The sequence below is a fragment of the Microbacterium sp. No. 7 genome, from assembly GCF_001314225.1.
Classification (GTDB): domain Bacteria; phylum Actinomycetota; class Actinomycetes; order Actinomycetales; family Microbacteriaceae; genus Microbacterium.
Genome location: NZ_CP012697.1, coordinates 1,761,910 through 1,786,806, shown reverse-complemented (window position 1 = coordinate 1,786,806; position 24,897 = coordinate 1,761,910). Strand labels below are relative to the sequence as shown.

Below are 24,897 nucleotides of genomic sequence, written 5' to 3'. Positions count from 1 at the left end.
ATGAGTACCTCCGTGACGATTCAGCCCCGCCCCGTCGACCCCAGCGTCGACCACGCGATCCAGGCCATCGTGTCGGGCAGCGCGCAGGGAAGCACGTGCTCGACCGACCTCGCCGCCGGCCCCTGGGACTTCGACGCCCGGCCCGGCTACGGCCCGGGCTCCTCGATGGGCGACGTGATCCCCACCGGCGCGCCGCGGCAGGGCGAGCTGCCCGCCGCGTACCGCGAGGCCGGCGACGAGGAGCTGCACGAGCGCATCCGCGCGGCGAAGCAGACCCTCGGCGACCGGGTCGTCGTGCTCGGCCACTTCTACCAGCGCGACGAGGTCGTGCAGCACGCCGACTACGTGGGCGACTCGTTCCAGCTCGCGAACGCGGCGCTGGAGCACCCCGACGCCGAGGCGATCGTGTTCTGCGGCGTGCACTTCATGGCCGAGACGGCCGACCTGCTCTCCGGCCCCGACCAGGCGGTCATCCTGCCCAACCTCGCGGCGGGCTGCTCGATGGCCGACATGGCCTCGATCGACGAGGTCGAGGAGTGCTGGGAGCAGCTGGAGGAGGTCTTCGGCGACATGGATGCCGCGGACGCCGACGGCCTCGTGCCCGTCATCCCCGTCACCTACATGAACTCCTCGGCCGCGATCAAGGGCTTCGTCGGCCGGCACGGCGGCATCGTGTGCACCTCCTCGAACGCGCGCACGGTGCTGGAGTGGGCGTTCGCGCGCGGCCGCCGCGTGCTGTTCTTCCCCGACCAGCACCTGGGCCGCAACACCGCCAAGGCGATGGGCGTGCCGCTGGAGCAGATGCCGATGTGGAACCCGCGCAAGCCCTTCGGCGGCTCGACCGAGGACGAGCTGCGCGACTCCCGCGTCATCCTGTGGCACGGGTTCTGCTCGGTGCACCGCCGGTTCACGGTCGACCAGATCGCGCAGGCGCGCGCCGACCACCCGGGCGTCCGCGTGATCGTGCACCCCGAGTGCCCCATGCCGGTCGTCGACGCCGCCGACGAGTCGGGCTCGACCGACTACATCCGGCGCGCGATCGACGGGGCCACCGAGCCGACCACGTTCGCGATCGGCACCGAGATCAACCTCGTGCAGCGCCTCGCCGCCCAGTACCCGCAGCACGAGATCTTCTGCCTCGACCCGGTCGTGTGCCCGTGCTCGACGATGTACCGCATCCACCCCGGCTACCTCGCGTGGGTGCTCGAGGGACTCGTCGACGGAGAGGTGCACAACCGCATCGCCGTGACCGCCGACGTCGCGGAGCCCGCGCGCCTCGCGCTGGAGCGCATGCTGGCGGCACGGCCGTGAGCGCCGGAGCCGCAGAGGTCGTCGTCGTCGGCTCCGGGATCGCGGGGCTGACGACGGCGCTGCACGCGGTGCGACGCGGCTGCCGCGTCACGCTGGTCACGAAGGACGTGCTCGACCACGCCAACACGCGCTTCGCGCAGGGCGGCATCGCGGGCGTCATGTTCGACGACGACCGGCTCGAAGACCACGTGCGCGACACGATCGTGGCGGGCGCCGGGCTGAACGACGAGGCCGCGGTGCGCGTGCTGGTGGACGAGGGGCCCGACCGCATCCGCGAGCTCGTCGCGCTCGGCGTGGGCTTCGACCGCGACGGCGACGGCGCCTACGTGAAGGGACTCGAGGCGGCGCACTCGTACCCCCGCATCCTGCACGCGGGCGGCGACGCGACCGGCACCGAGATCGAGCGCGCGCTCGTGGCGCGGCTGCGCGAGAGCGCCGTCGAGGTGGTCGAGCACGCCTTCCTCGTCGATCTCGTCGTCGACGGCGGCCGCGTGACCGGCGTCGAGCTGCTCGTCGGCGAGCGGCCCGGCTCCCCCGGCATCCGTGAGACGCGGCGGGCGGATGCCGTGGTGCTCGCCACCGGCGGCGCCGGCGAGCTCTACGCGTACTCGACGAACCCTCCGGTCGCGACCGGAGACGGCATCGCCGCCGCCCTGCGGGCCGGCGCCGACGTGAGCGACCTGGAGTTCTTCCAGTTCCACCCCACGATCATCGCGAAGGGCGACGCGTTCCTCGTGTCGGAGGCCGTGCGCGGCGAGGGGGCGGCCCTCGTCGACGAGAACGGCCGCCGCTTCGCGTTCGACGCGCATCCCGACGGCGAGCTGGCCCCGCGCGACGTCGTGGCCCGCGCGATCGCACGGCGGATCGCGGCGCAGGACGGACGACCCGTGCTGCTCGACGCGACGCGCCTGCACTCCGACGACCCCGCCGAGCGCGCCGCGTTCCTCGCGCGCCGCTTCCCGACGATCGACCGGGCCGTGCGCGAGCGCGGGCTCGACTGGGCGCGCGAGCCGATCCCCGTCACGCCCGCCGCGCACTACCTCATGGGCGGGGTGACGGCGGACCTCGACGGCCGCACGAGCCTGCCGGGCCTCTACGCCGTGGGCGAGGTCGCGCGCACGGGCGTGCACGGCGCGAACCGGCTGGCCTCGAACTCCCTGCTGGAGGGCGCCGTGTTCGGCGCGCGCGCGGGCGAGGCGATCGCGGGCGATGCGGCGTCGGGCGTGTGGCCGGTCGCGGGCTCCGTGCGGGCGCCGGTGCCGGCCGCAGCCGCGCCGGCCCCGGACGCGCCGCCGTTCACGCGCGCCGCCCTGCAGCGGCTGATGTGGCAGCACGCGGGTCTCGTGCGCGACGGCGCCGGCCTGGAGCGCGCCGCGGCCGTGCTCGCCGCGTGGCGCGCCCTCCCCCGCACCCCGCGCACCGAACGGGAGCTGGAGGACGAGAACCTGCTGGTCGTCGCGGCGGCGCTGGTGGATGCCGCCCGCGCCCGCCCCTCATCCGTCGGGGCGCACTTCCGATCGGACGCCCAGACTCCTCCAGAACCGCCGGCGAACGTCGCGACGGACAGCGATCCGGCCTCTCCGGCACCGGATCGAAGGATTTCGGGCACGACGGTCCCGGCCACCGGCCGGGCGGAGGTGCCGGCGTGCTGAGCCGGGCGCACATCGACCGCGTCGTGCAGGCGGCCCTCGACGAGGACGCCCCGTGGGGCGATCTCACCAGTGCCGCGCTCATCCCGGAGGAGGCGGCGGCGACGGCGCGCCTGATCGCGCGGGAGGCCGGCGTGTTCAGCGGCGGCGAGGTGTTCGCCGCCGCGTTCCGGCTCACCGACCCGGCCGTCGACGTGCGTCTGCGGGCGGCCGACGGCGACGTCTTCGCCCCCGGCGACGCGCTCGCCGAGGTCTCCGGCCCGGCGCAGGCCGTGCTGACCGCGGAGCGCATCGGGCTCAACTTCGTGCAGCGGATGTCGGGCATCGCGACCCTCACCGCCCGGTACGTCGCCGAGGTCGCGCACACGGGCGCGCGCATCGCCGACACCCGCAAGACCACCCCGGGGCTGCGGCAGTTCGAGCGGCACGCCGTGCGCAGCGGCGGCGGGCACAACCATCGCTTCTCGCTGTCGGACGCCGTGATGGCGAAGGACAACCACCTCGCCGTGCTCACCGCCGGCGGGCTCGGCGTGACCGAGGCGCTGCGCGCCGCGATCGCGCGGCTGCCGCACACGACGGCCGTCGAGGTGGAGGTCGACCGGCTCGACCAGATCGAGCCGGTGCTCGCGGCGGGCATCGACGTCATCATGCTCGACAACTTCTCGCTCGACGACCTGCGCACGGGCGTCGCGCAGGTCGCGGGCCGCGCGGTCGTGGAGGCATCGGGCGGCGTGAGCCTCGACACCGTGCGCGCGATCGCCGAGACCGGCGTCGACGTGGTCTCGGTCGGCGCCCTCACGCACTCGGCCCGGGCCCTCGACCTGGGGCTCGACATCGAGATCGATCCGGGCGGGGCCCGCTGATGCTGTACCTCGACCACGCCGCGACGACGCCGGTGCGCGACGAGGTGGTCGAGGCGATGCTGCCGTACCTGCGCGAGCGGTTCGGCAATCCGTCGAGCCATCACACCGTCGGCGAGCGCGCCGCCGCGGCCCTCGCCGACGCCCGCGCGCGGGTCGCCGCGATCGTCGGGATGCGCGCGGGCGACATCCTGTTCACCTCGGGCGGCACCGAGGCGAACAACCTCGCGATCAAGGGCGTCGCCGTCGCCCGCACGATCGCGCGCGGCGCGCCCGTGCACGTCGTGACGACCCCCATCGAGCACGAGTCGGTGCTCGCCTCGTGCGACCACCTGCGCCGCGTGCACGGCGCCGAGATCACGCACGTGCCCGTCTCGTCCACGGGCATCGTCGATCCGGACGACATCGCGGGCGCCCTGCGCGAGGACACCGCGATCGTCGCGATCGGCTACGCCAACAACGAGATCGGCACGGTGCAGCCCGTCGGCGGGATCGCCGCCGTCACGCGAGCGGCACGGGTGCCCCTGCACCTCGACGCCGTGCAGGCCGCCGGCTGGCTGCCGCTCGCCGGCACGGGCGCCGACGCGATCGCCGTCGCGGGTCACAAGGTCGGCGCGCCGCAGGGCACCGGCATCCTCGCGATCCGGGGCCGCATCCCCCTCGAGCCCCTGCTGCACGGCGGCGGGCAGGAGCGCGACCGGCGCAGCGGCACCGAGAACGTCGCAGGCGCCGTCGGCTTCGCGACGGCGCTCGAGCTCGCCGAGCGCGAGCGGGAGGAGTCGGCAGCACGCGTGGGCGCGCTGTGCCGCGCGCTGATCGGCCGCGTGCTCGAGCGGGTGCCCGAGGCGCGGCTCACGGGCGATCCCGTGCATCGGCTGCCCGGCACGGCCAGCTTCGTCTTCCCCGGCGTCTCGGGCGAGGCGGTGCTGCTCGAGCTCGAGCGGCGCGGCGTCGTGTCGTCGAGCGGATCGGCGTGCGCCGCGGGCAGCGATGAGCCGTCGCACGTGCTCCTCGCCTGCGGCATCGCCCCCGAGATCGCCCAGACCGCCGTGCGGTTCACCCTGGGCCACGCCGCGCCCGACGATCTCCCGCTCGTCGCCGACGCCGTCGCCGCCAGCGTCGCCGCCGTGCACGCCGGCGGATAGCCCCTCCACCCCCGCTGGTTGAGCAGCGGCCACGGGCGGCGTATCGAAACCCATGTCACGGTCCGCGGGAAGGGTCTCGATACACTCGCGGCTCCGCCGCGAGCACTCGACCAGCGGGGCCAGGCGCCCCGGCCCGCCCGACTCACCCCCGCTGGTTGAGTAGCCGCCGCAGGCGGCGTATCGAAACCCGCGTAACACACCGCGGGAAGGGTCTCGATACACTCGCGGCTTCGCCGCGAGCACTCGACCAGCGGGACGAAACGCACCCCCGTCTACCCCCGCTGGTTGAGTAGCCGCCGGAGGCGGCGTATCGAAACCCGTGTAACGGACCGCCGGCCCGCATCCCCCTCCATCCGCACACACCGGCGGGCGCGGCCTCGGATCCGCCCCTTCGCGTGCCGTCCGCGCCCGGCGTTCCGAGGCACGTCGAGATCGTGGGCGCTTGTGGCGGCATCCCGTCGCTCCAAGCGACCACGCGCGCCCACGACTCCGGGAACGGCACGACGCCGGCGTCCCCCGCCGTCACATCGCGTCCGCCGCGGGGACCGCGGCGGTACGATCGGGCGAGTGAGCAGCCCTCCCGTCGTGACCGTCGTCGTTCCCGGCCGCGACGTCGCCCCCTATGCGTCCGAGGCGCTCGACTCGCTGCGGGCGCAGACGCTGGAACGCTGGACGGCGGTGCTCGTCGACGACGGGTCGACGGATGCCACCTCCGCGCTGTTCGCGCAGGCGACCGCCGACCCGCGGTTCCGCCTCGTGCGCCACGAGACGCCGCGCGGACTGGGCGCCGCGCGCAACGCGGGCCTCGACCTCGTCACCACGCCGTTCGTCAGCTTCCTCGACGCGGACGACGTGCTCATGCCGCGCGCCCTGGAGCGGCTCATCGGCACGCTCGACGCGTCGGGCAGCGATCTCGCCGTCGGCGCCTACGTGCGCCTGCGGCCCGACACGGCGGGCGGCTACACGGCGGGCACCGTGCAGCCCTGGGTCGCGGCGGCGACCGATCCGGAGCGCCGCGGGGTCACGCTCGCGCAGCATCCGGCGGCGTCGGGCAACGTCGTCGCGTGGTCGAAGGCGAGCCGCATCGAGCTCTGGCGCCGCGGCGGCCTGCGCTTTCCCGAGGGCTCTCTCTACGAGGACCAGATCGTCGCGCAGCGGATGTACACGACGGCGCGGGCGTTCGACGTCATCCCCGACGTGATCGTGCAGTGGCGCGAGCGCGCCGACGGCTCCTCCATCACGCAGCGCACCGGCTCGCCCGCCGTCATGCGCGACTACCTCGCGGCCCTCACGGGCGGTCTCGCCGTGCTCGACGCGGCGGGGCATCGCGCGGCGGCCCGCGCGCGCGTGCGGCTCATCCTCGACATGGACACGCCCGCCCTCGTGCGGACCGCGCGCGACCACCCCGACCCCGGCTACCGCCGCACGGTCGGCGCGTTCGTGCGTGCGCTCTGGGCGCGCGCCGAGACGGAGTCGATCGCGCTCGACCCGGCATCCGCTCCCCTGCTCGCCGCCGCCCGCCTCTGGTAGCCGCGCACCCGCGAGGCACCGCGGACGCACGCCCCCTCAGCCGGGCAGCTGCTGCGCCGCGAGCTCCGCGTACCGCCCGCCGCGCGCGAGCAGCTCGGCGTGCCGGCCCGACTCGACGATGCGGCCGCGATCGAGCACGTGGATGACGTCGGCGCCCGAGATCGTCGACAGGCGGTGCGCGATCGTGAGGGTCGTGCGGCCGCGCGCGGCGTTGTCGAGCGCCTCCTGCACGATGCGCTCCGAGACGGTGTCGAGCGCGCTCGTCGCCTCGTCGAGCAGCAGCACGGGCGGATCCTTCAGCAGCACGCGGGCGATCGCGATGCGCTGCTTCTCGCCGCCGGAGAGGCGGTAGCCCCGTTCGCCCACCACGGTGTCGTATCCCCGCTCGAAGCCCGTGATCACGTGGTGGATGTTCGCCGCCGTGCACGCCGCGACGATCTCCTCCTGCGTGGCGTCGGGCCGCGCGTAGCGCAGGTTCTCGCGGATCGTCGCGTGGAACAGGTAGGTCTCCTGCGACACGATGCCGACGTCGTCGATGATCGACTCCTGCGTGAGCGTCCGCACGTCGGCGCCCGAGAACAGCACGGTCCCCTGCGATGCCTCGTACAGCCGGGGCGCGAGGTAGAGGATCGTGGTCTTGCCCGCGCCCGAGGCGCCGACGAACGCGACGTGCTGGCCGGGCTCGGCGACGAACGAGACGCCGTCGAGCGTGGGCGTCGAGTCCGGTGCGGCGTCGGGATAGCGGAAGACGACGTCGCGGAACTCGATGCGGCCGCGCGGTCCGGGCGCGTGCGCGGCGTCGGTGGCATCCGGCGCGTCCTCGATCGCGGGGTCCAGGTCGAGGTACTCGAAGATGCGGGCGAACACGGCCTGCGAGGTCTGCACGTCGAGCGACACGCGCATGAGCCCGATGAGCGGCTGCAGCAGCCGCGCCTGCACGGTCGTGAACGCGACGATCGCGCCCGCCGTGATCGCCCCAGGCTCGGCGCCCATCAGCAGACCCGCCACGAGGTAGATGACCGCGGGCACCGACGACATGATCACCTGCACGACCGCGAAGAAGCCCTGGCCGCTCATGGCGCGGCGCACCTGCAGCTGCACCTGCTTCGCGTTCTCGACGCGGTAGCGCTCCGACTCCGTGCGCTGCCGGTTGAACGACTTGGACAGCAGGATGCCGCTGACCGAGAGCGTCTCCTGCGTGATCGACGTCAGCTCCGACAGCGACTCCTGCGTCTGCGCGGCGATGCGGGCGCGCACCTGCCCCACGCGACGCTGCACGAGCACGAGCACCGGCATGATCACGACGGCGATGAGCGTCAGGCGCCAGTCGATGAGCACCATCGCGACGAGCGCCGAGACGACCGTCACGGTGTTGCCGAGGATGCTCGCGACGGTGTTGGTGAGCACGCCCGCGACGCCGCCCACGTCGTTCTGCAGGCGCGACTGGATCACGCCCGTCTTCGTGCGCGCGAAGAAGCTCAGCTCCATCGCCTGCAGGTGCTCGAACAGGCGCACGCGCAGGTCGCCGGTGACGGCGTTGCCGACGGTCGCGGTCAGCCACGTCTGCACGAGTCCGAGGCCGGCCGCGACGAGGAAGAGCGCGACCATGATCGAGACGAGCACGCCCAGCAGCGACAGGTCGGGGCCTGCGGCGCCCGCGGGGAAGAGCGCGTCGTCGAAGATGCGCTGCACGATGAGCGGCGGGACCACCCCGATCGCGGCGCCCGCGACGACGAGGATGCCGGTGAACAGGATGCGCCAGCGGTAGGGCCGGAACAGCGCGACCACGCGCGGGCCGAGGCTCGCGATGCGCGGGGCCTCGGCGTTGAGCCGACGCTGCGCCTCCTCGTCGACCGGGCGGAACCCGCTGCCGCGTCCGCCACCCCCACCGCCGCCCATGCCGCCCATCGCCATCCCGCCAGCCTAGGAGAAGCGACGGGAATACGATGTCAACCCCGTCGGTTACGCTCTGTCATGCGCCCGCGCCGGGCGCCTCGCGCATCGCGCGATCGCGCCTTCCCTGGGAGTCTCCGTGTCTGGACCTACGACCGCTCCGTCGCCCGTCGTCTCGTCGGCGACCGGCCTCACCGGCGAGCAGACGCGCATCGTGTGGCTGCTGCTCGCGGCCGCCTTCGTCGCGATCCTCAACGAGACGACGATGGGCATCGCGATCGCGCACCTCGTCGACGACCTCGGCATCACCGAGGTGCAGGCGCAGTGGCTCACGACCGCCTTCATGCTCACGATGGCCGTGGTCATCCCGGTCACGGGCTTCCTGCTGCGGCGTTTCACGACCCGGCAGGTCTTCATCACGGCGATGACGCTGTTCACCGTCGGCACCGCGCTCGCGATGCTGGCGCCGGGCTTCGTCGTGCTCGTGGTCGCGCGCGTCGTGCAGGCGATGGGCACGGCGATGATGATGCCGCTGCTGATGACGACGCTCATGACGATCGTGCCGCCGGCCTCGCGCGGCCGCATGATGGGCCGCGTGTCGATCGTGATGTCGCTCGCGCCCGCGATCGGCCCCGCGATGTCGGGCTTCGTGCTCGAGAACCTGGGCTGGCGGTGGAACTTCGGCATCGTGCTGCCGATCGCGATCGCCTCGCTCGTCGCCGGCACCGTCTGGGTGCGCAACCTCGGCGAGACGACCCACGCGCCGGTCGACGTGCTCTCGGTCGTGCTGTCGGCGCTCGGCTTCGGCGGCATCGTCTACGGCCTGAGCCAGATCGGCGGCGCGGCGGGCCACGGTGGCGGCGCGGCCGCCGAGGCGGCCCAGACGGCGCAGACCACGTCGCTGACGGTCTCGCTGGTCGTCGGGGTCGTGACGCTCGCGCTCTTCTTCTGGCGGCAGGTGCGCCTGCAGCGCATCGACGACGCCCTGCTCGACCTGCGCGTGTTCCGCTCCGTCAACTTCTCGCTCGCCGTCGCGCAGCTGGGCGTGCTGTCGCTCGCGTTCTTCGGCACGATCACGGTGCTGCCGCTGTACATGCAGCGCGTCCTCGAGATCTCGGCGAGCGACACCGGCCTCGCGGTGCTGCCCGGCGCGCTGCTCATGGGCTTCGCGGGCCCGTTCATCGGGCGCGTCTACGACGCCCGGGGCACGCAGGTGCTGCTCGTGCCGGGAGCGATCATCGCGGTCGCCATGCTGTGGGTGTTCGCCCTCACGTTCACGGCCACCACGCCGCTGTGGCTCATCGTCGTGTGCCAGACGCTGCTCTCGCTCGGTCTCGCGCTGTCGTTCACGCCGCTGTTCACGGCGTCGCTCGGCTCGCTCGAGCGACGCTTCTACTCGTACGGCTCGGCGGTCGTCGGCACGGTGCAGCAGGTCGGCGGGGCCGCGGGCGTCGCGGTCATGATCGCGGTGATGTCGGGCGTGACGGTCTCGGGGACGGATGCCGGGATGGATGCCGCGAGCGCCGGCGCCGCGGGCGCGCACGCGGCGTTCCTGCTCGCCGCGATCGTGTCGCTGCCGATCATCGTGGGCGCCTTCCTCATCCGCAAGCCCGCCGACGACGCGGGCGAGAGCGCGCCGCCGGTGCACTGACCCTCGTCCGCAGGTGCACTGACCCTCGTCCGCGGCCCGCGGCGGTCAGTGGTGGATCAGCGACTTGAGCGCGACGAGCACGATCCCGAACCCGGCCGTGACCAGGGCGTTGAGCGCACGCACCCACAGGTGCGGCGACCACCGCGCGGCGACCACCCAGCCGAGCGTGCCGAGCAGCAGCGCGTCGACGAGGAGGGCGGTCCAGATCGCGACGTCGTCGTCGAAGACGCGCGCGACGCCGAGCGACAGCACGGCGATCGGCAGCAGGGCGACGACGAGCATCCCCTGGGAGTGCTGGACGGCCGCGCCGATGCTGCGGCGCACGTCCGGCTTCCGGGCGGTCGCGAGGCGCGACACCGTGCCCGCGTAGACGTGCGCGAAGAAGAACACGACGACCGTGATCACGACGGTCAGCAGCGCGTTGGCCGAGGTGCCGGCGAGGTTGTTGCTGACGACGATCATCCCCGAGACGAGGATGAGCCCGTAGATCGACTCCTCGGAGAGCAGGATCCGCGACAGCCGGGCACCACGCCCCGGGTCGCGGGCGGCGGGGTCGCTCAGCTCTCGCTGTTCGCGCTGCCGCCGCACGAGGTGCCGCCGCAGCACGACGACGACTCGCCGATGATCTCGAGGGGGGCGTCGACGGTGGGAACGGTCTGCGGCGAGGGGAGGTGCGAAGTGGCCATGCGTGCGATTCTAGCCTCACGGCGCCCGGGCGCGAGGCCCGCGCCCGCTACGCCTGTTCCACCCGCTTCTGCCGGGCCCAGCGCACGGGGGTGCCGGGCCCGTCCCAGACCTGCACGATGCCCCAGACGACGGCCGTGATGGGAACGGCGAGCACCGCGCCGAGGATGCCGCCGAGCGCCGTGCCGACGGTCAGCGCGATGAGCACGACGAAGGCGTGCAGCTTCATCGACCGCGACATGAGCACGGGCTGCAGGAAGTTGCCCTCGAGCTGGTTGACGAGCACGACGACGCCGACGACGAGCAGGGCGATGAACCAGCCGTTGGCGACGAGCGCGACGAGGGCGGCGAGGATGCCCGCCAGGGTCGCCCCGACGATGGGGATGAAGGCGAGCAGGAACACGAGCACCGCGAGCGGAACGGCCAGCGGCACCTGCAGGATGAGCAGGCCGATGAGGATGCCGATCGCGTCGACGGCCGCGACGGTCGCGGTGCCGCGCACGTACGACCCGAGGGTCGACACGGTGACGGCGCCGATGCGCTGCGCGCGCGCATAGTGCTCGCCCTCGAACGGCCGCAGCAGGAACTCCCACATCTGCGGGCCGTCCTTCAGGAAGAAGAACAGCACGACGATCAGCAGCACGAAGCCGGTGACGAAGCTGGCGACGGCGCTCACGCCCGCGATCGCGCCCGAGCCGAACTGCGCGCTCGTGACGAAGTCGGTGAGGGCGCCGGTCCACTCCTGGATCTGCTCGTCGCTGGGGGCGATGGGCAGGGTGCGGATCCACTCCAGCAACTGCGTGAAGCCCCCGGTCGCCTGCTCCGACAGCTCGTCCCACTGGTCGCGCACGGTCCACACGATGAGCCACCCGATGCCGGCGAGCAGCACGATCACCGCGAAGAACGTCGCGAGGGTCGTGAGCAGCGGCGGCACGCCCCGCGAGCGCATCCACTTCGTGACGGGCCAGAACGCCGACGCGAAGATGAGCGCGAGGATCAGCGGGATCGTGACGACCGTGACCTGGCGGATGCCGTAGATCAGCGCGCCGACGAGCGCGACGACGAGGATGATCTGCAGCGAGCGGATGGCGGTGCGCCCGAGGCCGTCGGCCCAGAGGCTCCACGGCGCCCTGCCGGCGCGGAGCCCGACCTCGACGTTCTCGATCCGGACCGTGCGCGGCGACCTGTCGAAAAGACCCATGCTCCGACGCTAGTCCACCGGCGGTTCCCTTCGGACCTGTATCCTGTGCCCCTCACAGCGGCCCCACAGCCAGGGGAACCGCGAACGCAGAAAGGCACAGCCGACGTGCAGGAGTATCTCGACCGGGGCGGCCGCGCACCGGCCCCCCGGACGCTCATCGACATCCTCGACGAGACCGCCCGCAGGCATCCCGAGGCGTCGGCGATCGAAGACGCGGCCGGCGCGCTCAGCTACGGCGAGCTGCGCGTGCGGGTGCGCCAGACCGCCGTGCGCCTGCGCGAGCGCGGCGTGCGGCGCGGCGACCGCGTGGGCGTGCGCATGCCGTCGGGCGACCGGGAGCTGTACATCGCGATCCTCGGCATCATGGCCGCCGGAGCCGCCTATGTGCCCGTCGACGCCGACGACCCCGAGGAGCGCGCCGAGCTCGTGTTCGGCGAGGCCGCGGTGCGCGGCGTCATCGGCGCCCGCGGACGATACGCGCCCTGGCGGACGGACGAGGGCCGGGACGGGCCGCCCGCGCCCGCCGGGCTGTTCGACGGCGACGACCCGCATCCGGCATCCGCGCCGCTGTTCGTCGTCGAGCCTCCGGGGCTGGACGACGACGCATGGATCATCTTCACGTCGGGGTCGACGGGCGTGCCGAAGGGCGTCGCCGTGCAGCACCGCTCGGCGGCGGCCTTCGTCGACGCCGAGGCGCGCATGTTCCTGCAGGGCGAGCCGCTCGGTCCCGGCGACCGCGTGCTCGCGGGGCTCTCGGTCGCCTTCGACGCGTCGTGCGAGGAGATGTGGCTGGCGTGGCGCCACGGCGCGTGCCTCGTGCCCGCGCCGCGCGCGCTCGTGCGCTCGGGCGAGGACCTGGGCCCCTGGCTCGTCGGCCACGGCATCACGGCCGTGTCGACCGTGCCGACGCTCGCGGCGCTGTGGCCGCAGGACGCGATCGAGAACGTGCGCCTGCTCATCTTCGGCGGCGAGGCGTGCCCGCCCGAGCTCGCCGCGCGGCTCGTCGGCGACGACCGCGAGGTGTGGAACACGTACGGCCCCACCGAGGCGACGGTCGTCGCGTGCGGCGCGCTCATGGACGGGGTCGGGCCCGTGCGCATCGGCCTGCCGCTCGACGGCTGGTCGCTCGCGGTCGTCGACGCCGACGGGCACCGGGTCGCCGACGGAGAGGTGGGCGAGCTGATCATCGGCGGCGTCGGGCTGGCCCGCTACCTCGATCCCGCGAAGGACGCCGAGAAGTACGCCCCCATGCCCACGCTCGGCTGGGGCCGTGCGTATCGCTCGGGCGACCTCGTGCGCGCCGAGCCGGAGGGCCTGGTCTTCCAGGGCCGCGCCGACGACCAGGTGAAGATCGGCGGCCGCCGCATCGAGCTGGGCGAGGTCGAGGCGGCCCTGCAGTCGCTGTCGGCCGTGTCGGCGGCGACGGTCGTCGTGCAGCGCTCCGAGGGCGGCGTGCCGCTGCTCGTCGGCTACGTCGTGCCGGCCGAGGGGTTCGACCGGCAGACGGCGCGCGCCGAGCTGGCGGCGACGCTGCCCGCGCCGCTCATCCCGCTGCTGGCCGTCATGGACGACCTGCCCGTGCGCACCTCCGGCAAGGTCGACAAGGCGGCGCTGCCGTGGCCGCTCACCGACACGGATGCCGCCGACTCGACGCTCACGGGCACGTCGGCCTGGCTCGCCGAGCAGTGGCTCGCGGTGCTCGGCACGCGGCCGGCCGACGAGGACGCCGACTTCTTCCAGCTCGGCGGCGGATCGCTGGCCGCCGCGCAGCTCGTCTCGCGCATCCGGACCCGCGCGCCCGAGTTCACGATGGCCGACGTCTACGACCTGCCGCGGCTGCGCCAGATGGCCGACGCGATCGAGGCGGAGGCCGACGACGCCGACGCCGAGCCGGCGGGCGGCTTCAGCACCGCGGCGCCGACGCCGCGGATCATGCAGTGGGTGCAGACGATCGCGAGCGTGCCGCTGTTCGTGCTGAGCGGGCTGCGCTGGATCCTGTGGCTGCTCACGGCGAGCTGGATCCTGCGCCTCTTCCCCGGCTTCGAGGTGCTGCCCGAGGCCCCGCTGTGGCTCATTCTGGTGGGCCTCATCGTCGTCGCGACGCCGTTCGGGCGCATGGCGCTGTCGGCGCTCGCGGCGCGCGTGCTGCTCGCGGGCCTCCGGCCCGGAGACTATCCGCGCGGCGGCGGCGTGCACCTGCGGCTGTGGCTCGCCGAGCAGGTCGCGCAGCAGATCGACCCCGTCGGCCTCGCCGGCGCGCCCTGGGTGACCTACTACGCGCGGGCGCTCGGGGCGAAGATCGGCCCCGGCGTCGACCTGCACACGCTGCCGCCCGTCACCGGGATGCTGCAGATCGGCGCGGGCGCGGCGATCGAGCCCGAGGTCGACCTCTCGGGCTACTGGATCGACGGCGACACCGTGCGCATCGGCGCGATCCGCATCGGCGCCGACGCGACGGTGGGCTCGCGCTCGACGCTGGCCCCCGGCACCAAGATCGGGCGCGGCGCCGAGGTCGCGCCCGGGTCGGCCGTGTTCGGCCGCGTGCGCGCGGGGCAGCGCTGGGCGGGCTCCCCCGCCGTGCGCGTCGGCGGCACCTCCACCCCGCTCGCGTCCGAGCGTCCGCCCGCGCGCAAGCGCTGGCTGTGGGCGTACGCGACGTCGTCGTCGCTCATCGGCCTGCTGCCGATCCTGTCGTTCGTGATCGGCGGCCTCGTGCTGGTGCCCGCGTTCCGCGACGCGCCGTCGCTCGCCGACGCCGTGCCGGGCCTGCTCGCGGCGCTCGTGCCCGCCACGATCGTCACGGGTCTCGTCTTCGCTGTGAGCGTTGTCGGGCTCGTGCGCCTGCTCTCGATCGGTCTCGTCGAGGGCGTGCATCCCGTGCGCAGCCGCGTCGCGTGGCAGGCCTGGAGCACCGAGCGCCTCCTCGACTCGGCGCGCACGATCCTCTTCCCCGTCTACTCGAGCCTGTTCACGCCCGTCTGGCTGCGTCTGCTCGGCGCGAAGGTGGGGCGCGACGTCGAGGCGTCGACGGTGCTGCTCATCCCCTGCATGACCACGATCGACGACGGCGCGTTCCTCGCCGACGACACGATGGTCGCGACCTACGAGCTGCGCGGCGGCTGGATGCGCATCGCCCGGGCACGCATCGGCAAGCGCGCGTTCCTCGGCAACTCCGGGCTCGCGGGAGCCGGGCACCGGGTGCCGAAGGACGGCCTCGTCGCGGTGCTCTCGGTGGCGCCGCCGAAGGCGAAGGCGGGGTCGTCGTGGCTCGGCTCCCCCGCCGTGCGCCTGCGCCGCGTGGTGAACGAGGCCGACCTGGAGCGCACCTACCGGCCGCGCACGGGGCTGCGCGTCGCGCGCACGGCGTGGGAGCTGTGCCGCTTCGTGCCGGTCGTGCTCACGTGCGCGCTGGGGCTCGCGGTGCTGCTCGCCCTCGCGGCGATGATCGAGGCGTGGGGGCTCGGCGTCGCGATCCTGCTGTCGGGCGCCGTGCTCATCGTGGCGGGCGCCGTCGCGGCGGCGGTCACGACGATCGCCAAGTGGGCGTTCGTCGGCGTGATCCGCGCCGGGGAGCACCCGCTGTGGTCGAGCTTCGTGTGGCGCACCGAGGTGTCCGACACCTTCACCGAGATGATCGCGGCGCCCTGGTTCGCGAACGCCGCGGCGGGCACACCGGCGCTGGCGATCTGGCTGCGTACGCTGGGCGCGAGGATCGGCACGGGCGTGTGGACCGACAGCTACTGGTTCCCCGAGCCCGACCTCGTGACGCTCGGCGACGGCGCGACCGTGAACCGCGGATGTGTGGTTCAGACGCATCTGTTCCATGATCGAGTGATGAGTATCGATACCGTGAGTCTCGAAGCGGGGGCGACGCTGGGCCCGCACAGCGTGATCCTGCCCGCCGCCTCGCTCGGAGCCCATGCGACGGTCGGTCCGGCGTCGCTCGTCATGCGCGGCGAGACGGTGCCCGCGGGCAGCCGATGGAGCGGCAACCCGATCGGCCCGTGGCGCGTCGTGAAGACCCGGCCGTACCAGGCGGAGACGTCGTGACGAGCGACCCGTACACGCCGCAGAGCGGCGACCACCGGCTGCGCGTCGATCACTACGCCCTGTCGATCGACTACCGGGTCACGACCAATCGGCTGAGCGGCACCGCCGTGATCACCGGACACGTCGTCGAGGCGACCTCGGCGCTCACCTTCGACCTGGTCGGGCTGCGCGCGAGCAAGGTGCAGCTCGCGGGGTCGAAGACGCCGTTCCGCCAGAGCGACCGCAAGCTCACCGTGCCCCTCCCCGCTCCGCTGCAGCCCGGCGACGCGTTCACGCTCACCGTGGCGTATGCCGGGGCGCCGCGCCCGCGCCGCTCGCGCTGGGGGGCGATCGGCTGGGAGGAGCTCGAGGACGGCGCGCTCGTCGCATCGCAGCCGACGGGGGCGCCCACGTGGTTCCCGTGCAACGACGTGCCGTCCGACAAGGCGACGTACCGCATCGAGCTCACGACCGACCCCGAGTACACGGTCGTCGTGGGCGACGTGACCGAGCGGTCGACGCGCAAGGGCCGCCGCACGTGGGTGTTCGACAGCGCCGTGCCGACGGCGACGTACCTCGTGACGGTGCAGATCGGCACGTACGCGCACAAGGCGCTGGACCTCGGATCGGTGCGCGGAGAGCTGCACTATCCCTCGGCGATCGCGGCGCGGGTGAAGGCCGACTTCGCGCCGCTGCCGCGGATGATGGCCGCGTTCGAGGACGCCTTCGGCCCCTATCCCCTGCCCGCCTACCGCGTCGTCGTGACGCCCGACGAGCTCGACATCCCGCTCGAGGCCCAGGGCATGGGCGTCTTCGGCGCGAACCACATCGACGGCAAGGGCGGGCTCGAGCGCCTGGTCGCGCACGAGCTCGCGCACCAGTGGTTCGGCAACAGCGTGGGCGTGCGGCAGTGGCGCGACATCTGGCTCAACGAGGGCTTCGCGTGCTATGCGGAATGGATCTGGTCGGAGCGTTCCGGCGGAGCGACCGCGGATGCCAAGGCGCGCGGCCACCACGCCCGGCTGGCCCGGCTGCCGCAGGACATCGTCGTCGGCGACCCCGGCCCCGACCTCATGTTCGACGACCGCGTCTACAAGCGCGGGGCGCTCACGCTGCACGCGCTGCGCCTCACGATCGGCGACGAGCCGTTCTTCCGGCTGCTGCGCACGTGGACGGCGCAGCACCGCGACGCGACCGCGACGACCGCCGACTTCCGCGTGCTCGCCGAGACGGTGAGCGGCGTGCCGCTCGCGGCGCTGCTGCACGCGTGGCTCGACCGGCCGGAGCTTCCCGCACTGCCCGGTGCGGGCGATGCGGGCGGGACGTCGGAGGCCGCGCCGATCACCGAGACGATCCTGCTGCCGTCGCAGCGGGGCCACTGACCGCGACGCGCGGGGGCGGGCGGATGCCCGGGCCCGGGAGATCTGCGATCCTTGCAGACATGACCCGGCCACACGTCACGATCACCTACTGCACACAGTGCAACTGGCTCCTGCGCGCCTCGTGGATGGCCGGCGAGCTGCTCTCGACGTTCGGCACCGACCTCGGCGCGGTGACCCTCGTCCCCGGCACGGGCGGCGTCTTCCACATCGAAGTCGACGGCGAACAGGTGTGGGAGCGCGCGCGGGACGGTGGCTTCCCCGACGCCGTCGCGCTCAAGAAGCGCGTGCGCGACGCCGCCTTCCCCGACCGCTCCCTCGGACACGCGGACCGCGCCGCCCCTCCGGCCGGCTGAGCCGGGCCGCCGCGTCGCCGGCGGCCCGTGAGGGGCGATGTCAGGCCTTGTCCCCGGCATCCGCCGCGTCCGCGGCATCCGTCCGCCCGGCGTCCTCCTCTTCGAGGACGATCGCCGCCTCGGGGATGATCTCGACGGCGCCCGTCGTCGCCGCCTCGTAGACCTCGGCGAGCGTCTCGTCGACCTGCTCCTCGTCGACCCACGCGATGTTGTCGCGGGAGTGGTCGTACTCGACCGGCACGAGCGCGAAGTCGTCGCCGTACTCCTCGAGACCCGCCTGCACGCTGTGCTGCACCGCCGCGCGCGCATAGCGCTCGCGCAGGATCATCGGGTCGCGACGCAGGTCCTTCAGGAAGGCGATCATCATGAACGCCATGATCACGGCGAACGGCAGGGCCGCGACGATCGTCGTGTTCTGCAGGGCGCGCAGCCCGCTGCCGGCCTCGCCCGAGACGAGCAGCACGGCGGCGATCACGCCGACGACGGTTCCCCACGTGACGGTCACCCAGCGCGCGGGGTCGGGACGCCCCTGCTGCGACAGCGTTCCCATCACGAGCGAGGCCGAGTCGGCGCCCGTGATGAAGAAGATCGCGACGAGCAGGATGAGCGCGACGCTCGTGATCAGGGGGAACGGCAGGTTCGCCAGCACGCCGAACAGCACGGACTCGGGCGGGCTGACCTGCAGGCCGGCGCCGTTCATCTGCTGATCGATCGCGGTCGTGCCGAAGATCGCGAACCAGAGGAACGAGATCACCGACGGCACGAGGATCACGACCGACACGAACTGCCGCAGCGTGCGGCCGCGCGAGATCTTCGCGATGAACATGCCCACGAAGGGCGACCACGAGATCCACCACGCCCAGTAGAAGATCGTCCAGCCCGACAGGAAGGCCTGCGTCGCCTCGCCCTGCGAGCCCGAGCGGCCCACCATCGTCGGCAGATCGGCGATGAACTGCGCGGCCACGGCCGGCAGCACGTTGAGGATCAGCATGGTCGGCCCGACGACGAACACGAACACCGCCAGCACGATCGCCGCGATGGCGTTGATGTTCGACAGGGCGCGGATGCCGCGGGAGACGCCCGAGACGGCCGAGACGATGAACGCGGCGGTGAGCAGCGCGATGACGGCGATCAGGATGCCGTTGCCCAGCTCCCCCGCGCCGCTCACGATCTCGATGCCGTGGCCGATCTGCAGCGCGCCGAGGCCGAGCGAGGCCGCCGTGCCGAACAGGGTGACGATGATCGCGAAGATGTCGATGGTCTTGCCGAGGGGCCCCGTCGTGCGGTCCTCCCCCAGCAGCGGCGCGAAGATCGACGAGATCAGCGGCGTGCGCCCGCGACGGAACGCGCCGTACGCGATGGCGCCGCCGACGAGCGCGTAGAACGCCCACGCCTGCGGGCCCCAGTGGTAGAGCACCTGCGTCTGCGCGGTGTGCATCGCCTCGAGGGTCTGCGCCTCGACGGTGCCCGGCGGCGGGCTCTCGAAGAAGGTGAGGGGCTCGGCGGCGCCCCAGAACACGAGCCCGATGCCCATGCCCGCGGCGAACAGCATGGAGATCCAGGAGAACATCGAGAACTCGGGCGCCTCGTCGTCGCGGCCGAGCGGGATGCGCCCGTAGCGGCTGAACCCGACGAACAGCATGAAGACCAGGATGACCGTCGCGATCGACGTGAAGAAGAAGCCGAGGTAGTCGACGACCCAGTTCAGCGCCGTGCTCGCGGTCGCCGCGAGGCTGTCGCCCGCGAGCACGCCCCACGCGATGAAGCCGAGCGCGAAGGCCAGCGCGATGCCGAGCACGAGCCCGTCGGTGCGGAACCGGCGCGGCACCTCCTCCACGCCGACGCCCGGGACGAGGGCCGGGTGGATGCTCCGCGGCGGCAGCGTCGAGATCTCCTTGACCACCCGCCGGGCCGCCTGCGACGCCCGCGCCGGCACCGTCGCCTCGCGCGCGAGAGGGGGCACCGGGCCCGCGGCATCCGTGGTCTGTTTCCTGTCCGAATCGTCCACGACGATCCATCCTTGCACGCGAACGCGCCCGACGGCCAGGCACGAGCGCGACCGGCGCCCCGCCGCTACTCGCGGCCGAGCCGTCGCAGGCGGCGTCCCGTCGCCAGGAAGAGGACGCCGAGACCCGCCGCGAGCGCGCTCACGCCGTACGCGAGAACCGACGTCATGAGCGACGTGCGCAGGGATGCCGCCGTCGCCAGCGCCGTGCTCTGGTTCCGCAGCTCGCGCGCCTCGTCGCTGTTCTTGTCGACGTCGCGCAGCGCCGCGCTGATGTCCGCGAAGGTGCGACCGCCCGCGCCACGCTCGGCGTTGCCTTTGATGACGAGCGCCTCGACGTAGGCGGTGACGGGGTCCTGGACGCGCTTCCCCGCGAGCATCGGAGCGTTGCCGGGCACCGTGATGCCCTCGTCCCGCAGCTGCCTCGTCACTGCGCACCACGCGCCGGAGCCGGCGACGAGGAGCAGGGCTCCCGCGGCGACGGTGAGGCCGCCGACGTGACGAAGGGTGGAGAGCGAGCGCGGCGCGGTCATCGATGGTCCTTTCGGCAGCGGAGGCGCGGAGGCCGTCTGTCGGGCCGAGGCTCGACGACGCGCCGTCGGGCGGCGCCTGGTCTCCCATTCTCGCGCAGGCCGTCAGCGCTGGTCGAGACCGCTCACCGTGTACCGCCGTTCGATGCCCGTCGTCGCCCGCCCCCACTCGCTCGCCGCGACACGCTCCTGGTGCGCCGCGAACGCGGCGGCGCCGGTGAACCGCTCCGCGACCCGCCACACGAGCGGGTCGTCGGTCTGCACGACCTCGAACGACAGGCATCCCGTCTCGGCCCGCGTCAGCGCGACGTGCCGCGGCAGATGCTCGCGCACGGTCGCGGCCTCGTCCGGCGTCGCGCAGACGAGCTCGCCGACCAGCGTGACCTGCGCGCCGGCGGCGCCGCCGCTCTCGGCGCCGTCCAGCCATGCCGCGAACACGGCGCGTGACCGATCGGCGAGCTCGGGACCGTGCGTGAGCGCGTCGGCACGGAGGCGGGCGGGGTCGACGGCGTGCGCGGCGAGCTCGTGCGCGTGTCCGATGAGCCACTGCTCGATGCGGCGGTGGTCGGCCTCGAGGTGGAACTGGAGCGCGAGCACGGCGGGTCCCCGCGAGAACGCCTGGTGCGGGAAGCCCGGCGTGGAGGCGAGCAGCGTCGCACCGTCAGGGACGTCGAACTGGTCGCCGTGCCAGTGCAGCACGGGGACGCGGCCCAGCGGCGCCAGCGGGTTGCCGGGGGCGGCGTCGAGCGTCAGCGGTCCGTAGCCGATCTCCGCCCGTCCCGTGGGAGCGACCGCCGCGCCGAGCGCGGCGGCGATCAGCTGGGCGCCCAGGCAGATGCCGAGGGTCGGCCGGCGCAGCTCGACCCGCCGCGCGATCGCGTCGATCTCGTCCCGCAGGAACGGATACGCCGCCTGGTCGCCGACGCCGATCGGACCGCCGAGCACGACGAGAAGGTCGGCATCCGCGATCGCGTCCGGGTCGATCCGGTCGAGCCCGGCGTCGATGTACCCGACGTCGTATCCGCGCTCGCGCAGCAGCGGATCGAGGATGCCGAGGTCTTCGAAGAGCAGGTGACGGACGGCGACGGCGGTCTTCGGTCGGGTCATCTCGTCGTCCTCTCGGGATGCGTCGGCGTCGCGCGCGCCACGATACCGCTCGCACGTCCTCGTCCGCCTGCGCATCGCCGGGCGGTCGCAGCCGGGCGACATCGCTACGCTCGTACGACACGACCCGCACGTCTTCCCTCACCGCCGTCTGAAGAGGAGATCCGAGAATCATGAGCACGCGCGTCCTCCTCGTCGTGACCAACGTCGACCGCTACGAGACCGATCCCGAGCATCCGACGGGTCTGTGGCTCTCGGAGCTGACCCACGCCTTCGACCTCTTCGAGAAGCGGGGGTTCGAGCAGACCATCGTCAGCCCTCGCGGCGGAAAGTCGCCGCTGGAGCCTCGATCGCTGACGTTCCCGAATCTCGACCGCTCCGCCCGGGCGTGGCGCGATGATCCCGCCCGCATGGCGATGCTCGACGACACCGCGCATCCCGACCGGATCGACGCCGCCGACTATGACGCGATCTACTTCACCGGCGGCCATGCCGTGATGTTCGACTTTCCCGGGAGCACGGGCCTGCAACGCCTCACTCGCGAGATCTTCGAGCGCGGCGGCGTCGTGGGCGCCGTGTGCCATGGCTACTGCGGTCTGCTCGACACCAGGCTCTCGGACGGAGGCCATCTGGTCGCCGGCCGCAACCTCACCGGCTTCTCCTGGCGCGAGGAGGTCCTCGCCCGCGTCGACAGGCTCGTTCCCTACAACGTCGAGCAGGAGATCCGGCAGCGCGGCGCGCACTACTCCAAGGCCCTGCTGCCGTTCGTGTCGAACACCGTCGTCGACGGCCGGCTGGTCACCGGCCAGAACCCCGGCTCCGCCAAGGAGACCGCGGCGAAGGTCGCGGCACTGCTCTGACGTCGTGCAGGCTGCGCACCGCCTGCCATCCCCGGGGTGCGCGGGGCCGGCACTCAGCCGCCGATCGCGTCCCACACCTCGCGCCAGCGCGCGGCGAGCGAGTCGACGGTCTCGTGCGCGTTCAGTCCGCTGGGCTGGGGCACGACCCACAGCGGGACGCCGTGCGGCCAGTCCGGGATCAGCGTGGCATCCTGCTCCCCCATCCGCGCCCGGGGCTGACCGAACGCGACGCGGAACGCCGTGACGCCGGCGAGCGCCACCATCGCCGGCCGCAGCTCGGCGACGCGCGCGACGAGCGCCGTGCCGCCGGCCCGCAGCTCCTCGCGACTCAGCTCAGACGCCTTCGCCGTGGCGCGCCCGACGAGGTTGGTGATCCCGATGCCGCGACCGACCAGCCGTGCCTCGTCCTCCGGCCGCAGCCCCGTCGTCGCGTCGATCACGTGGTCGGTGAGGCCGGCGCGATGCAGCGACGGCCAGAACCGGTTGCCCGGATACGCGAACGGCGCGTTGACCGCGGCCGTCCACAGCCCGGGATTGATGCCGACGATCAGCAGTCGCAGCGGATGCCCGGGCGCAGGCAGCACGTCGTCGATCGCCTGCGGGTCCTCCGTCGCGAACCGCGCGAGCTCGTCGCGGGCGGGCCGGCGCCCCGCCATCGGCGAGGGCCGGCGCGGCCGCGCGGGAACGGCATCGGTCATCGGCGCATCACCCCGCACCGGAGGCAGCACCCCGCCGCTGCGCGGCGAGGGACCCGCCCCGGCCGGCGAGCACCGAAGCGGTGGGCGGCCGTGGTCGGATGAGACGCCGGAAGGCGGCCACGGCTGCCCACGACATCGGCGCAACGAGGATGATGGGCGGCCTCTGGCCGGGCGATCGCTCCGCTCGGCCGCGCACGGCGGGGCTCGTACGTCGGAGGCGGCACATCGACAACGCTAGACGTTGGACCGGGCCTCCACCACGTTCCGCACGGAGCGACCGCGGAGAAGCTCCGAGGTCACTCCCGCTCGACCGGGAACCACAGCTCGCACGTGGCCGTGCTGAAGTCCTCCGCGCGCTCGAGGATCGTCACGATCGACGGTCCCGGGCGCAGGCGCCAGGGGTTGGAGGGGAACCACTCCGCAGCGGATGCGGCATACGCCTCCTGGAGCGCGGCCGGGTGCGGTCCCGAGGAGCGGAAGGCGACCCACGCTCCAGCATCCAGATCGATCGCGTCCAGATCGGCGGGAGCATCGGCATCGGCGTCGACCGCCACGCCGTGGAGATAGGTGAGCTCGCTCCCTTCCCGGTAGTCGGGGTCGACGTCGGCGCTGACCTGCAGGAGTCCACGCGGATCCGCACTGCTGAGGCCCTTCAGCCGCTCGTGCTCCTCGGCCGGCAGCGAGGCGATGTGCCGCTGGATGTGCGGGTTCACCCCTTCGTGGATCAGCGGCACGCGCGCGGCGTGGCCGATGAGACGGAAGGCGGGTCGTTCGATGATGCGGGCGTCCATGGCGGAGCTCCCTTCGACGGTCAGGCGGAACCTGAGGGTGGGTTGGGTTCGAAGGGGGCCGCCGTCCCGGCGGACAGCGCCATGGCTCACACCGTGCACCGACCGGAACGCACGCCCGAACGCCTCGACGGATCCATAGCCGAAGCGCACGGCGATCGTCAGGAGATCCTCGCCGCCGATCACGTCGGACGCCGCGACGGTCATCCGACGCCGGCGCACGTATTCCGACACCGGCATGCCCGCCAGCGACGAGAACATCCGACGCAGGTGATAGCCGGTCGTCCCCATCGATGCGGCGAGCGCCTCGATGTCGATGTCGTCGCCGAGACGGTGCTCGACCTCGTCGACCAGGCGGTTGAGGATCTTGATCATGGTCGCTCCCTTCGCCCTCCACTCTCGTTCGACCGGCGCGACGCGCGCCCGATCGTCCCGGTCCGATTCTGTCGGGTGCCCGGAAGAGGAACGCCCCGCCGATCACGACGATCGGCGGGGCGTCGACGGCGCTCTGGGGGTCACACGTCGAACCGGAACTCCACCACGTCGCGTCAGCGTTGGCGGTGTGCAGGACTCACCTCAGCGCCAGCGTTTCCACCCGTTGGCCGGTGGTCTGGGCGATCAGATCGAAGTCCTTGTCAACCGCGAGAACCGTCAGCCCGACCTTTTCCGCAGTTGCCGCGATGAGAAGGTCCGGGATGGAGGCGGCACGATGCTGTCCGCGATCGGCAAGCAGCATCTGAACCTCGAACGCGCGGTCCTCCATCGCGGGGCTCAGGTGCTCGATCGGCATGAGCGACAACGGCGGCAGACCGAACGCCTCGCGGCCTGCCCCACCTGAGCGCGCCGAGAAGCCGAGTTCCAGCCTCGTCACGGTCGAGATGCGAACCAGACCGCGCTCGATCCGCGCGTTCCATTCTGCGATGTTCAGCGCTTGCCCCGACTGCATCCGCACGTAGGCGGACTTGTCGATGAGCCAACTCGTCACCGCCACGCGGCGTCCATGACTCCGGGATCGGCGAGGTCGCCGAAGGTCGCGGCAGATCGATTCCAGTCATCGGCGGTAACCGTGGCGACCATCGCCGCAGACGCCTCCAGCTCAAGCCGACGTCGAAGGAACTCGTTGCGAGACAGCCCCAGCGCGGCCGCCTCCGCATCGATCCGCTCGACAGCGGCATCGCTCAGTCCGCGAATCAGCACGTTCGTCATAACCACCTCCAGGGTCTG

General features: G+C 73.0%; 21 protein-coding genes. 10 read left to right on the top strand and 11 right to left on the bottom strand.

All coding sequences use genetic code 11. From position 1 onward, the window contains the following. From nadA to AOA12_RS08115, 5 genes are all read left to right on the top strand, one after another. Positions 1 to 1,311 (top strand): quinolinate synthase NadA, encoded by a 1,311-nt coding sequence (gene nadA, locus AOA12_RS08135; protein ID WP_442922277.1) that lies wholly within the window; start codon positions 1 to 3, stop codon positions 1,309 to 1,311. Continuing rightward, positions 1,308 to 2,963, top strand: coding sequence for an L-aspartate oxidase (gene nadB / locus AOA12_RS08130; protein ID WP_082406084.1), 1,656 nt, complete (start codon positions 1,308 to 1,310; stop codon positions 2,961 to 2,963). Before nadA ends, nadB begins: the two co-directional genes overlap by 4 nt. Further along, positions 2,957 to 3,823 (top strand): carboxylating nicotinate-nucleotide diphosphorylase, encoded by an 867-nt coding sequence (gene nadC, locus AOA12_RS08125; RefSeq protein ID WP_054681840.1) that lies wholly within the window; start codon positions 2,957 to 2,959, stop codon positions 3,821 to 3,823. The genes nadB and nadC overlap by 7 nt, the downstream gene beginning before the upstream one ends. Further along, positions 3,823 to 4,965, top strand: coding sequence for a cysteine desulfurase family protein (locus AOA12_RS08120; RefSeq protein ID WP_054681838.1), 1,143 nt, complete (start codon positions 3,823 to 3,825; stop codon positions 4,963 to 4,965). The genes nadC and AOA12_RS08120 overlap by 1 nt, the downstream gene beginning before the upstream one ends. A 567-nt stretch (positions 4,966 to 5,532) precedes the next feature. Beyond that, positions 5,533 to 6,495 carry a glycosyltransferase family 2 protein gene (locus AOA12_RS08115; RefSeq protein WP_054681836.1) on the top strand — a complete coding sequence of 321 codons (963 nt, stop codon included), beginning with the start codon at positions 5,533 to 5,535 and terminating at the stop codon, positions 6,493 to 6,495. A 36-nt stretch (positions 6,496 to 6,531) separates the two neighbouring features. Here the strand turns inward: AOA12_RS08115 and AOA12_RS08110 are convergent, their stop codons facing one another. Further along, positions 6,532 to 8,394, bottom strand: a complete 1,863-nt coding sequence (locus AOA12_RS08110) for an ABC transporter ATP-binding protein (protein ID WP_054686880.1) — start codon at positions 8,392 to 8,394, stop codon at positions 6,532 to 6,534. Positions 8,395 to 8,527: 133 nt separating this feature from the next. Between AOA12_RS08110 and AOA12_RS08105 the strand changes: the two genes are divergently transcribed. Next, positions 8,528 to 10,039, top strand: coding sequence for a DHA2 family efflux MFS transporter permease subunit (locus AOA12_RS08105; protein ID WP_054681834.1), 1,512 nt, complete (start codon positions 8,528 to 8,530; stop codon positions 10,037 to 10,039). A 45-nt stretch (positions 10,040 to 10,084) separates the two neighbouring features. On the opposite strand, the gene AOA12_RS08100 is transcribed toward AOA12_RS08105, so the two are convergent. From AOA12_RS08100 to AOA12_RS08095, 3 genes are read right to left on the bottom strand one after another with little or no spacing between them, the layout of a single operon-like run. Beyond that, positions 10,085 to 10,645 carry a hypothetical protein gene (locus tag AOA12_RS08100; RefSeq protein WP_231637207.1) on the bottom strand — a complete coding sequence of 187 codons (561 nt, stop codon included), beginning with the start codon at positions 10,643 to 10,645 and terminating at the stop codon, positions 10,085 to 10,087. Next, entirely contained in the window at positions 10,597 to 10,725 is a 129-nt protein-coding gene (locus AOA12_RS24025) for a hypothetical protein (RefSeq protein ID WP_257720156.1), read from the bottom strand. The genes AOA12_RS08100 and AOA12_RS24025 overlap by 49 nt, the downstream gene beginning before the upstream one ends. Before the next feature lie 47 nt (positions 10,726 to 10,772). Further along, positions 10,773 to 11,924, bottom strand: coding sequence for an AI-2E family transporter (locus AOA12_RS08095; RefSeq protein WP_054681833.1), 1,152 nt, complete (start codon positions 11,922 to 11,924; stop codon positions 10,773 to 10,775). A gap of 105 nt (positions 11,925 to 12,029) precedes the next feature. On the opposite strand from AOA12_RS08095, the gene AOA12_RS08090 reads away from it, so the two are divergent. Genes AOA12_RS08090 through AOA12_RS08080 form a run of 3 tightly spaced genes read left to right on the top strand, consistent with a single transcriptional unit; the run spans position 12,030 to position 17,688 of the window. Beyond that, positions 12,030 to 15,974 carry a Pls/PosA family non-ribosomal peptide synthetase gene (locus AOA12_RS08090; RefSeq protein ID WP_054681831.1) on the top strand — a complete coding sequence of 1,315 codons (3,945 nt, stop codon included), beginning with the start codon at positions 12,030 to 12,032 and terminating at the stop codon, positions 15,972 to 15,974. Further along, complete coding sequence (locus AOA12_RS08085; RefSeq protein ID WP_231637206.1) at positions 15,971 to 17,335, top strand: M1 family metallopeptidase; 1,365 nt, start codon at positions 15,971 to 15,973, stop codon at positions 17,333 to 17,335. Before AOA12_RS08090 ends, AOA12_RS08085 begins: the two co-directional genes overlap by 4 nt. Before the next feature lie 59 nt (positions 17,336 to 17,394). Then, positions 17,395 to 17,688 carry a SelT/SelW/SelH family protein gene (locus tag AOA12_RS08080; protein ID WP_054681829.1) on the top strand — a complete coding sequence of 98 codons (294 nt, stop codon included), beginning with the start codon at positions 17,395 to 17,397 and terminating at the stop codon, positions 17,686 to 17,688. 40 nt (positions 17,689 to 17,728) lie between these two features. On the opposite strand, the gene AOA12_RS08075 is transcribed toward AOA12_RS08080, so the two are convergent. From AOA12_RS08075 to AOA12_RS08065, 3 genes are all read right to left on the bottom strand, one after another. Next, the gene (locus AOA12_RS08075; protein WP_231637205.1) at positions 17,729 to 19,696 is read right to left on the bottom strand and encodes a BCCT family transporter; all 1,968 of its coding nucleotides are present in this window, start codon (positions 19,694 to 19,696) and stop codon (positions 17,729 to 17,731) included. A 65-nt stretch (positions 19,697 to 19,761) separates the two neighbouring features. Continuing rightward, a complete protein-coding gene (locus tag AOA12_RS08070; RefSeq protein WP_054681826.1) occupies positions 19,762 to 20,226 on the bottom strand; it encodes a hypothetical protein in 465 nt (154 codons plus the stop codon). Positions 20,227 to 20,328: 102 nt separating this feature from the next. Then, entirely contained in the window at positions 20,329 to 21,330 is a 1,002-nt protein-coding gene (locus AOA12_RS08065) for a glutamine amidotransferase (protein ID WP_335337371.1), read from the bottom strand. Positions 21,331 to 21,500: 170 nt separating this feature from the next. Between AOA12_RS08065 and AOA12_RS08060 the strand changes: the two genes are divergently transcribed. After that, positions 21,501 to 22,187 (top strand): type 1 glutamine amidotransferase domain-containing protein, encoded by a 687-nt coding sequence (locus AOA12_RS08060; protein WP_054681824.1) that lies wholly within the window; start codon positions 21,501 to 21,503, stop codon positions 22,185 to 22,187. Between the two features lie 53 nt (positions 22,188 to 22,240). Here AOA12_RS08060 and AOA12_RS08055 read toward each other — a convergent pair whose 3' ends face one another. The 4 genes from AOA12_RS08055 to vapB form a co-directional block, all read right to left on the bottom strand. Continuing rightward, positions 22,241 to 22,843 (bottom strand): mismatch-specific DNA-glycosylase, encoded by a 603-nt coding sequence (locus AOA12_RS08055; protein WP_156366650.1) that lies wholly within the window; start codon positions 22,841 to 22,843, stop codon positions 22,241 to 22,243. Between the two features lie 338 nt (positions 22,844 to 23,181). After that, positions 23,182 to 24,048 (bottom strand): AraC family transcriptional regulator, encoded by an 867-nt coding sequence (locus tag AOA12_RS08050; protein ID WP_054681820.1) that lies wholly within the window; start codon positions 24,046 to 24,048, stop codon positions 23,182 to 23,184. Between the two features lie 196 nt (positions 24,049 to 24,244). Next, entirely contained in the window at positions 24,245 to 24,664 is a 420-nt protein-coding gene (locus AOA12_RS08045) for a PIN domain nuclease (RefSeq protein WP_054681817.1), read from the bottom strand. Further along, entirely contained in the window at positions 24,655 to 24,879 is a 225-nt protein-coding gene (vapB, locus tag AOA12_RS08040; RefSeq protein WP_054681815.1) for a type II toxin-antitoxin system VapB family antitoxin, read from the bottom strand. Before vapB ends, AOA12_RS08045 begins: the two co-directional genes overlap by 10 nt. Positions 24,880 to 24,897 lie beyond the last annotated feature (18 nt).

Bases quoted from the DNA above. Each gene is read 5' to 3' on its own strand.
- AOA12_RS08065 (WP_335337371.1), bottom strand. From the start codon at position 21,330: ATGACCCGACCGAAGACCGCCGTCGCCGTCCGTCACCTGCTCTTCGAA.
- AOA12_RS08095 (WP_054681833.1), bottom strand. From the start codon at position 11,924: ATGGGTCTTTTCGACAGGTCGCCGCGCACGGTCCGGATCGAGAACGTC.
- AOA12_RS24025 (WP_257720156.1), bottom strand. From the start codon at position 10,725: ATGGCCACTTCGCACCTCCCCTCGCCGCAGACCGTTCCCACCGTCGAC.
- nadA (WP_442922277.1), top strand. From the start codon at position 1: ATGAGTACCTCCGTGACGATTCAGCCCCGCCCCGTCGACCCCAGCGTC.
- AOA12_RS08080 (WP_054681829.1), top strand. From the start codon at position 17,395: ATGACCCGGCCACACGTCACGATCACCTACTGCACACAGTGCAACTGG.
- AOA12_RS08050 (WP_054681820.1), bottom strand. From the start codon at position 24,048: ATGATCAAGATCCTCAACCGCCTGGTCGACGAGGTCGAGCACCGTCTC.
- AOA12_RS08060 (WP_054681824.1), top strand. From the start codon at position 21,501: ATGAGCACGCGCGTCCTCCTCGTCGTGACCAACGTCGACCGCTACGAG.
- AOA12_RS08110 (WP_054686880.1), bottom strand. From the start codon at position 8,394: ATGGGCGGCGGTGGGGGTGGCGGACGCGGCAGCGGGTTCCGCCCGGTC.
- AOA12_RS08055 (WP_156366650.1), bottom strand. From the start codon at position 22,843: ATGGCGGGGCGCCGGCCCGCCCGCGACGAGCTCGCGCGGTTCGCGACG.
- AOA12_RS08070 (WP_054681826.1), bottom strand. From the start codon at position 20,226: ATGACCGCGCCGCGCTCGCTCTCCACCCTTCGTCACGTCGGCGGCCTC.
- AOA12_RS08120 (WP_054681838.1), top strand. From the start codon at position 3,823: ATGCTGTACCTCGACCACGCCGCGACGACGCCGGTGCGCGACGAGGTG.
- vapB (WP_054681815.1), bottom strand. From the start codon at position 24,879: ATGACGAACGTGCTGATTCGCGGACTGAGCGATGCCGCTGTCGAGCGG.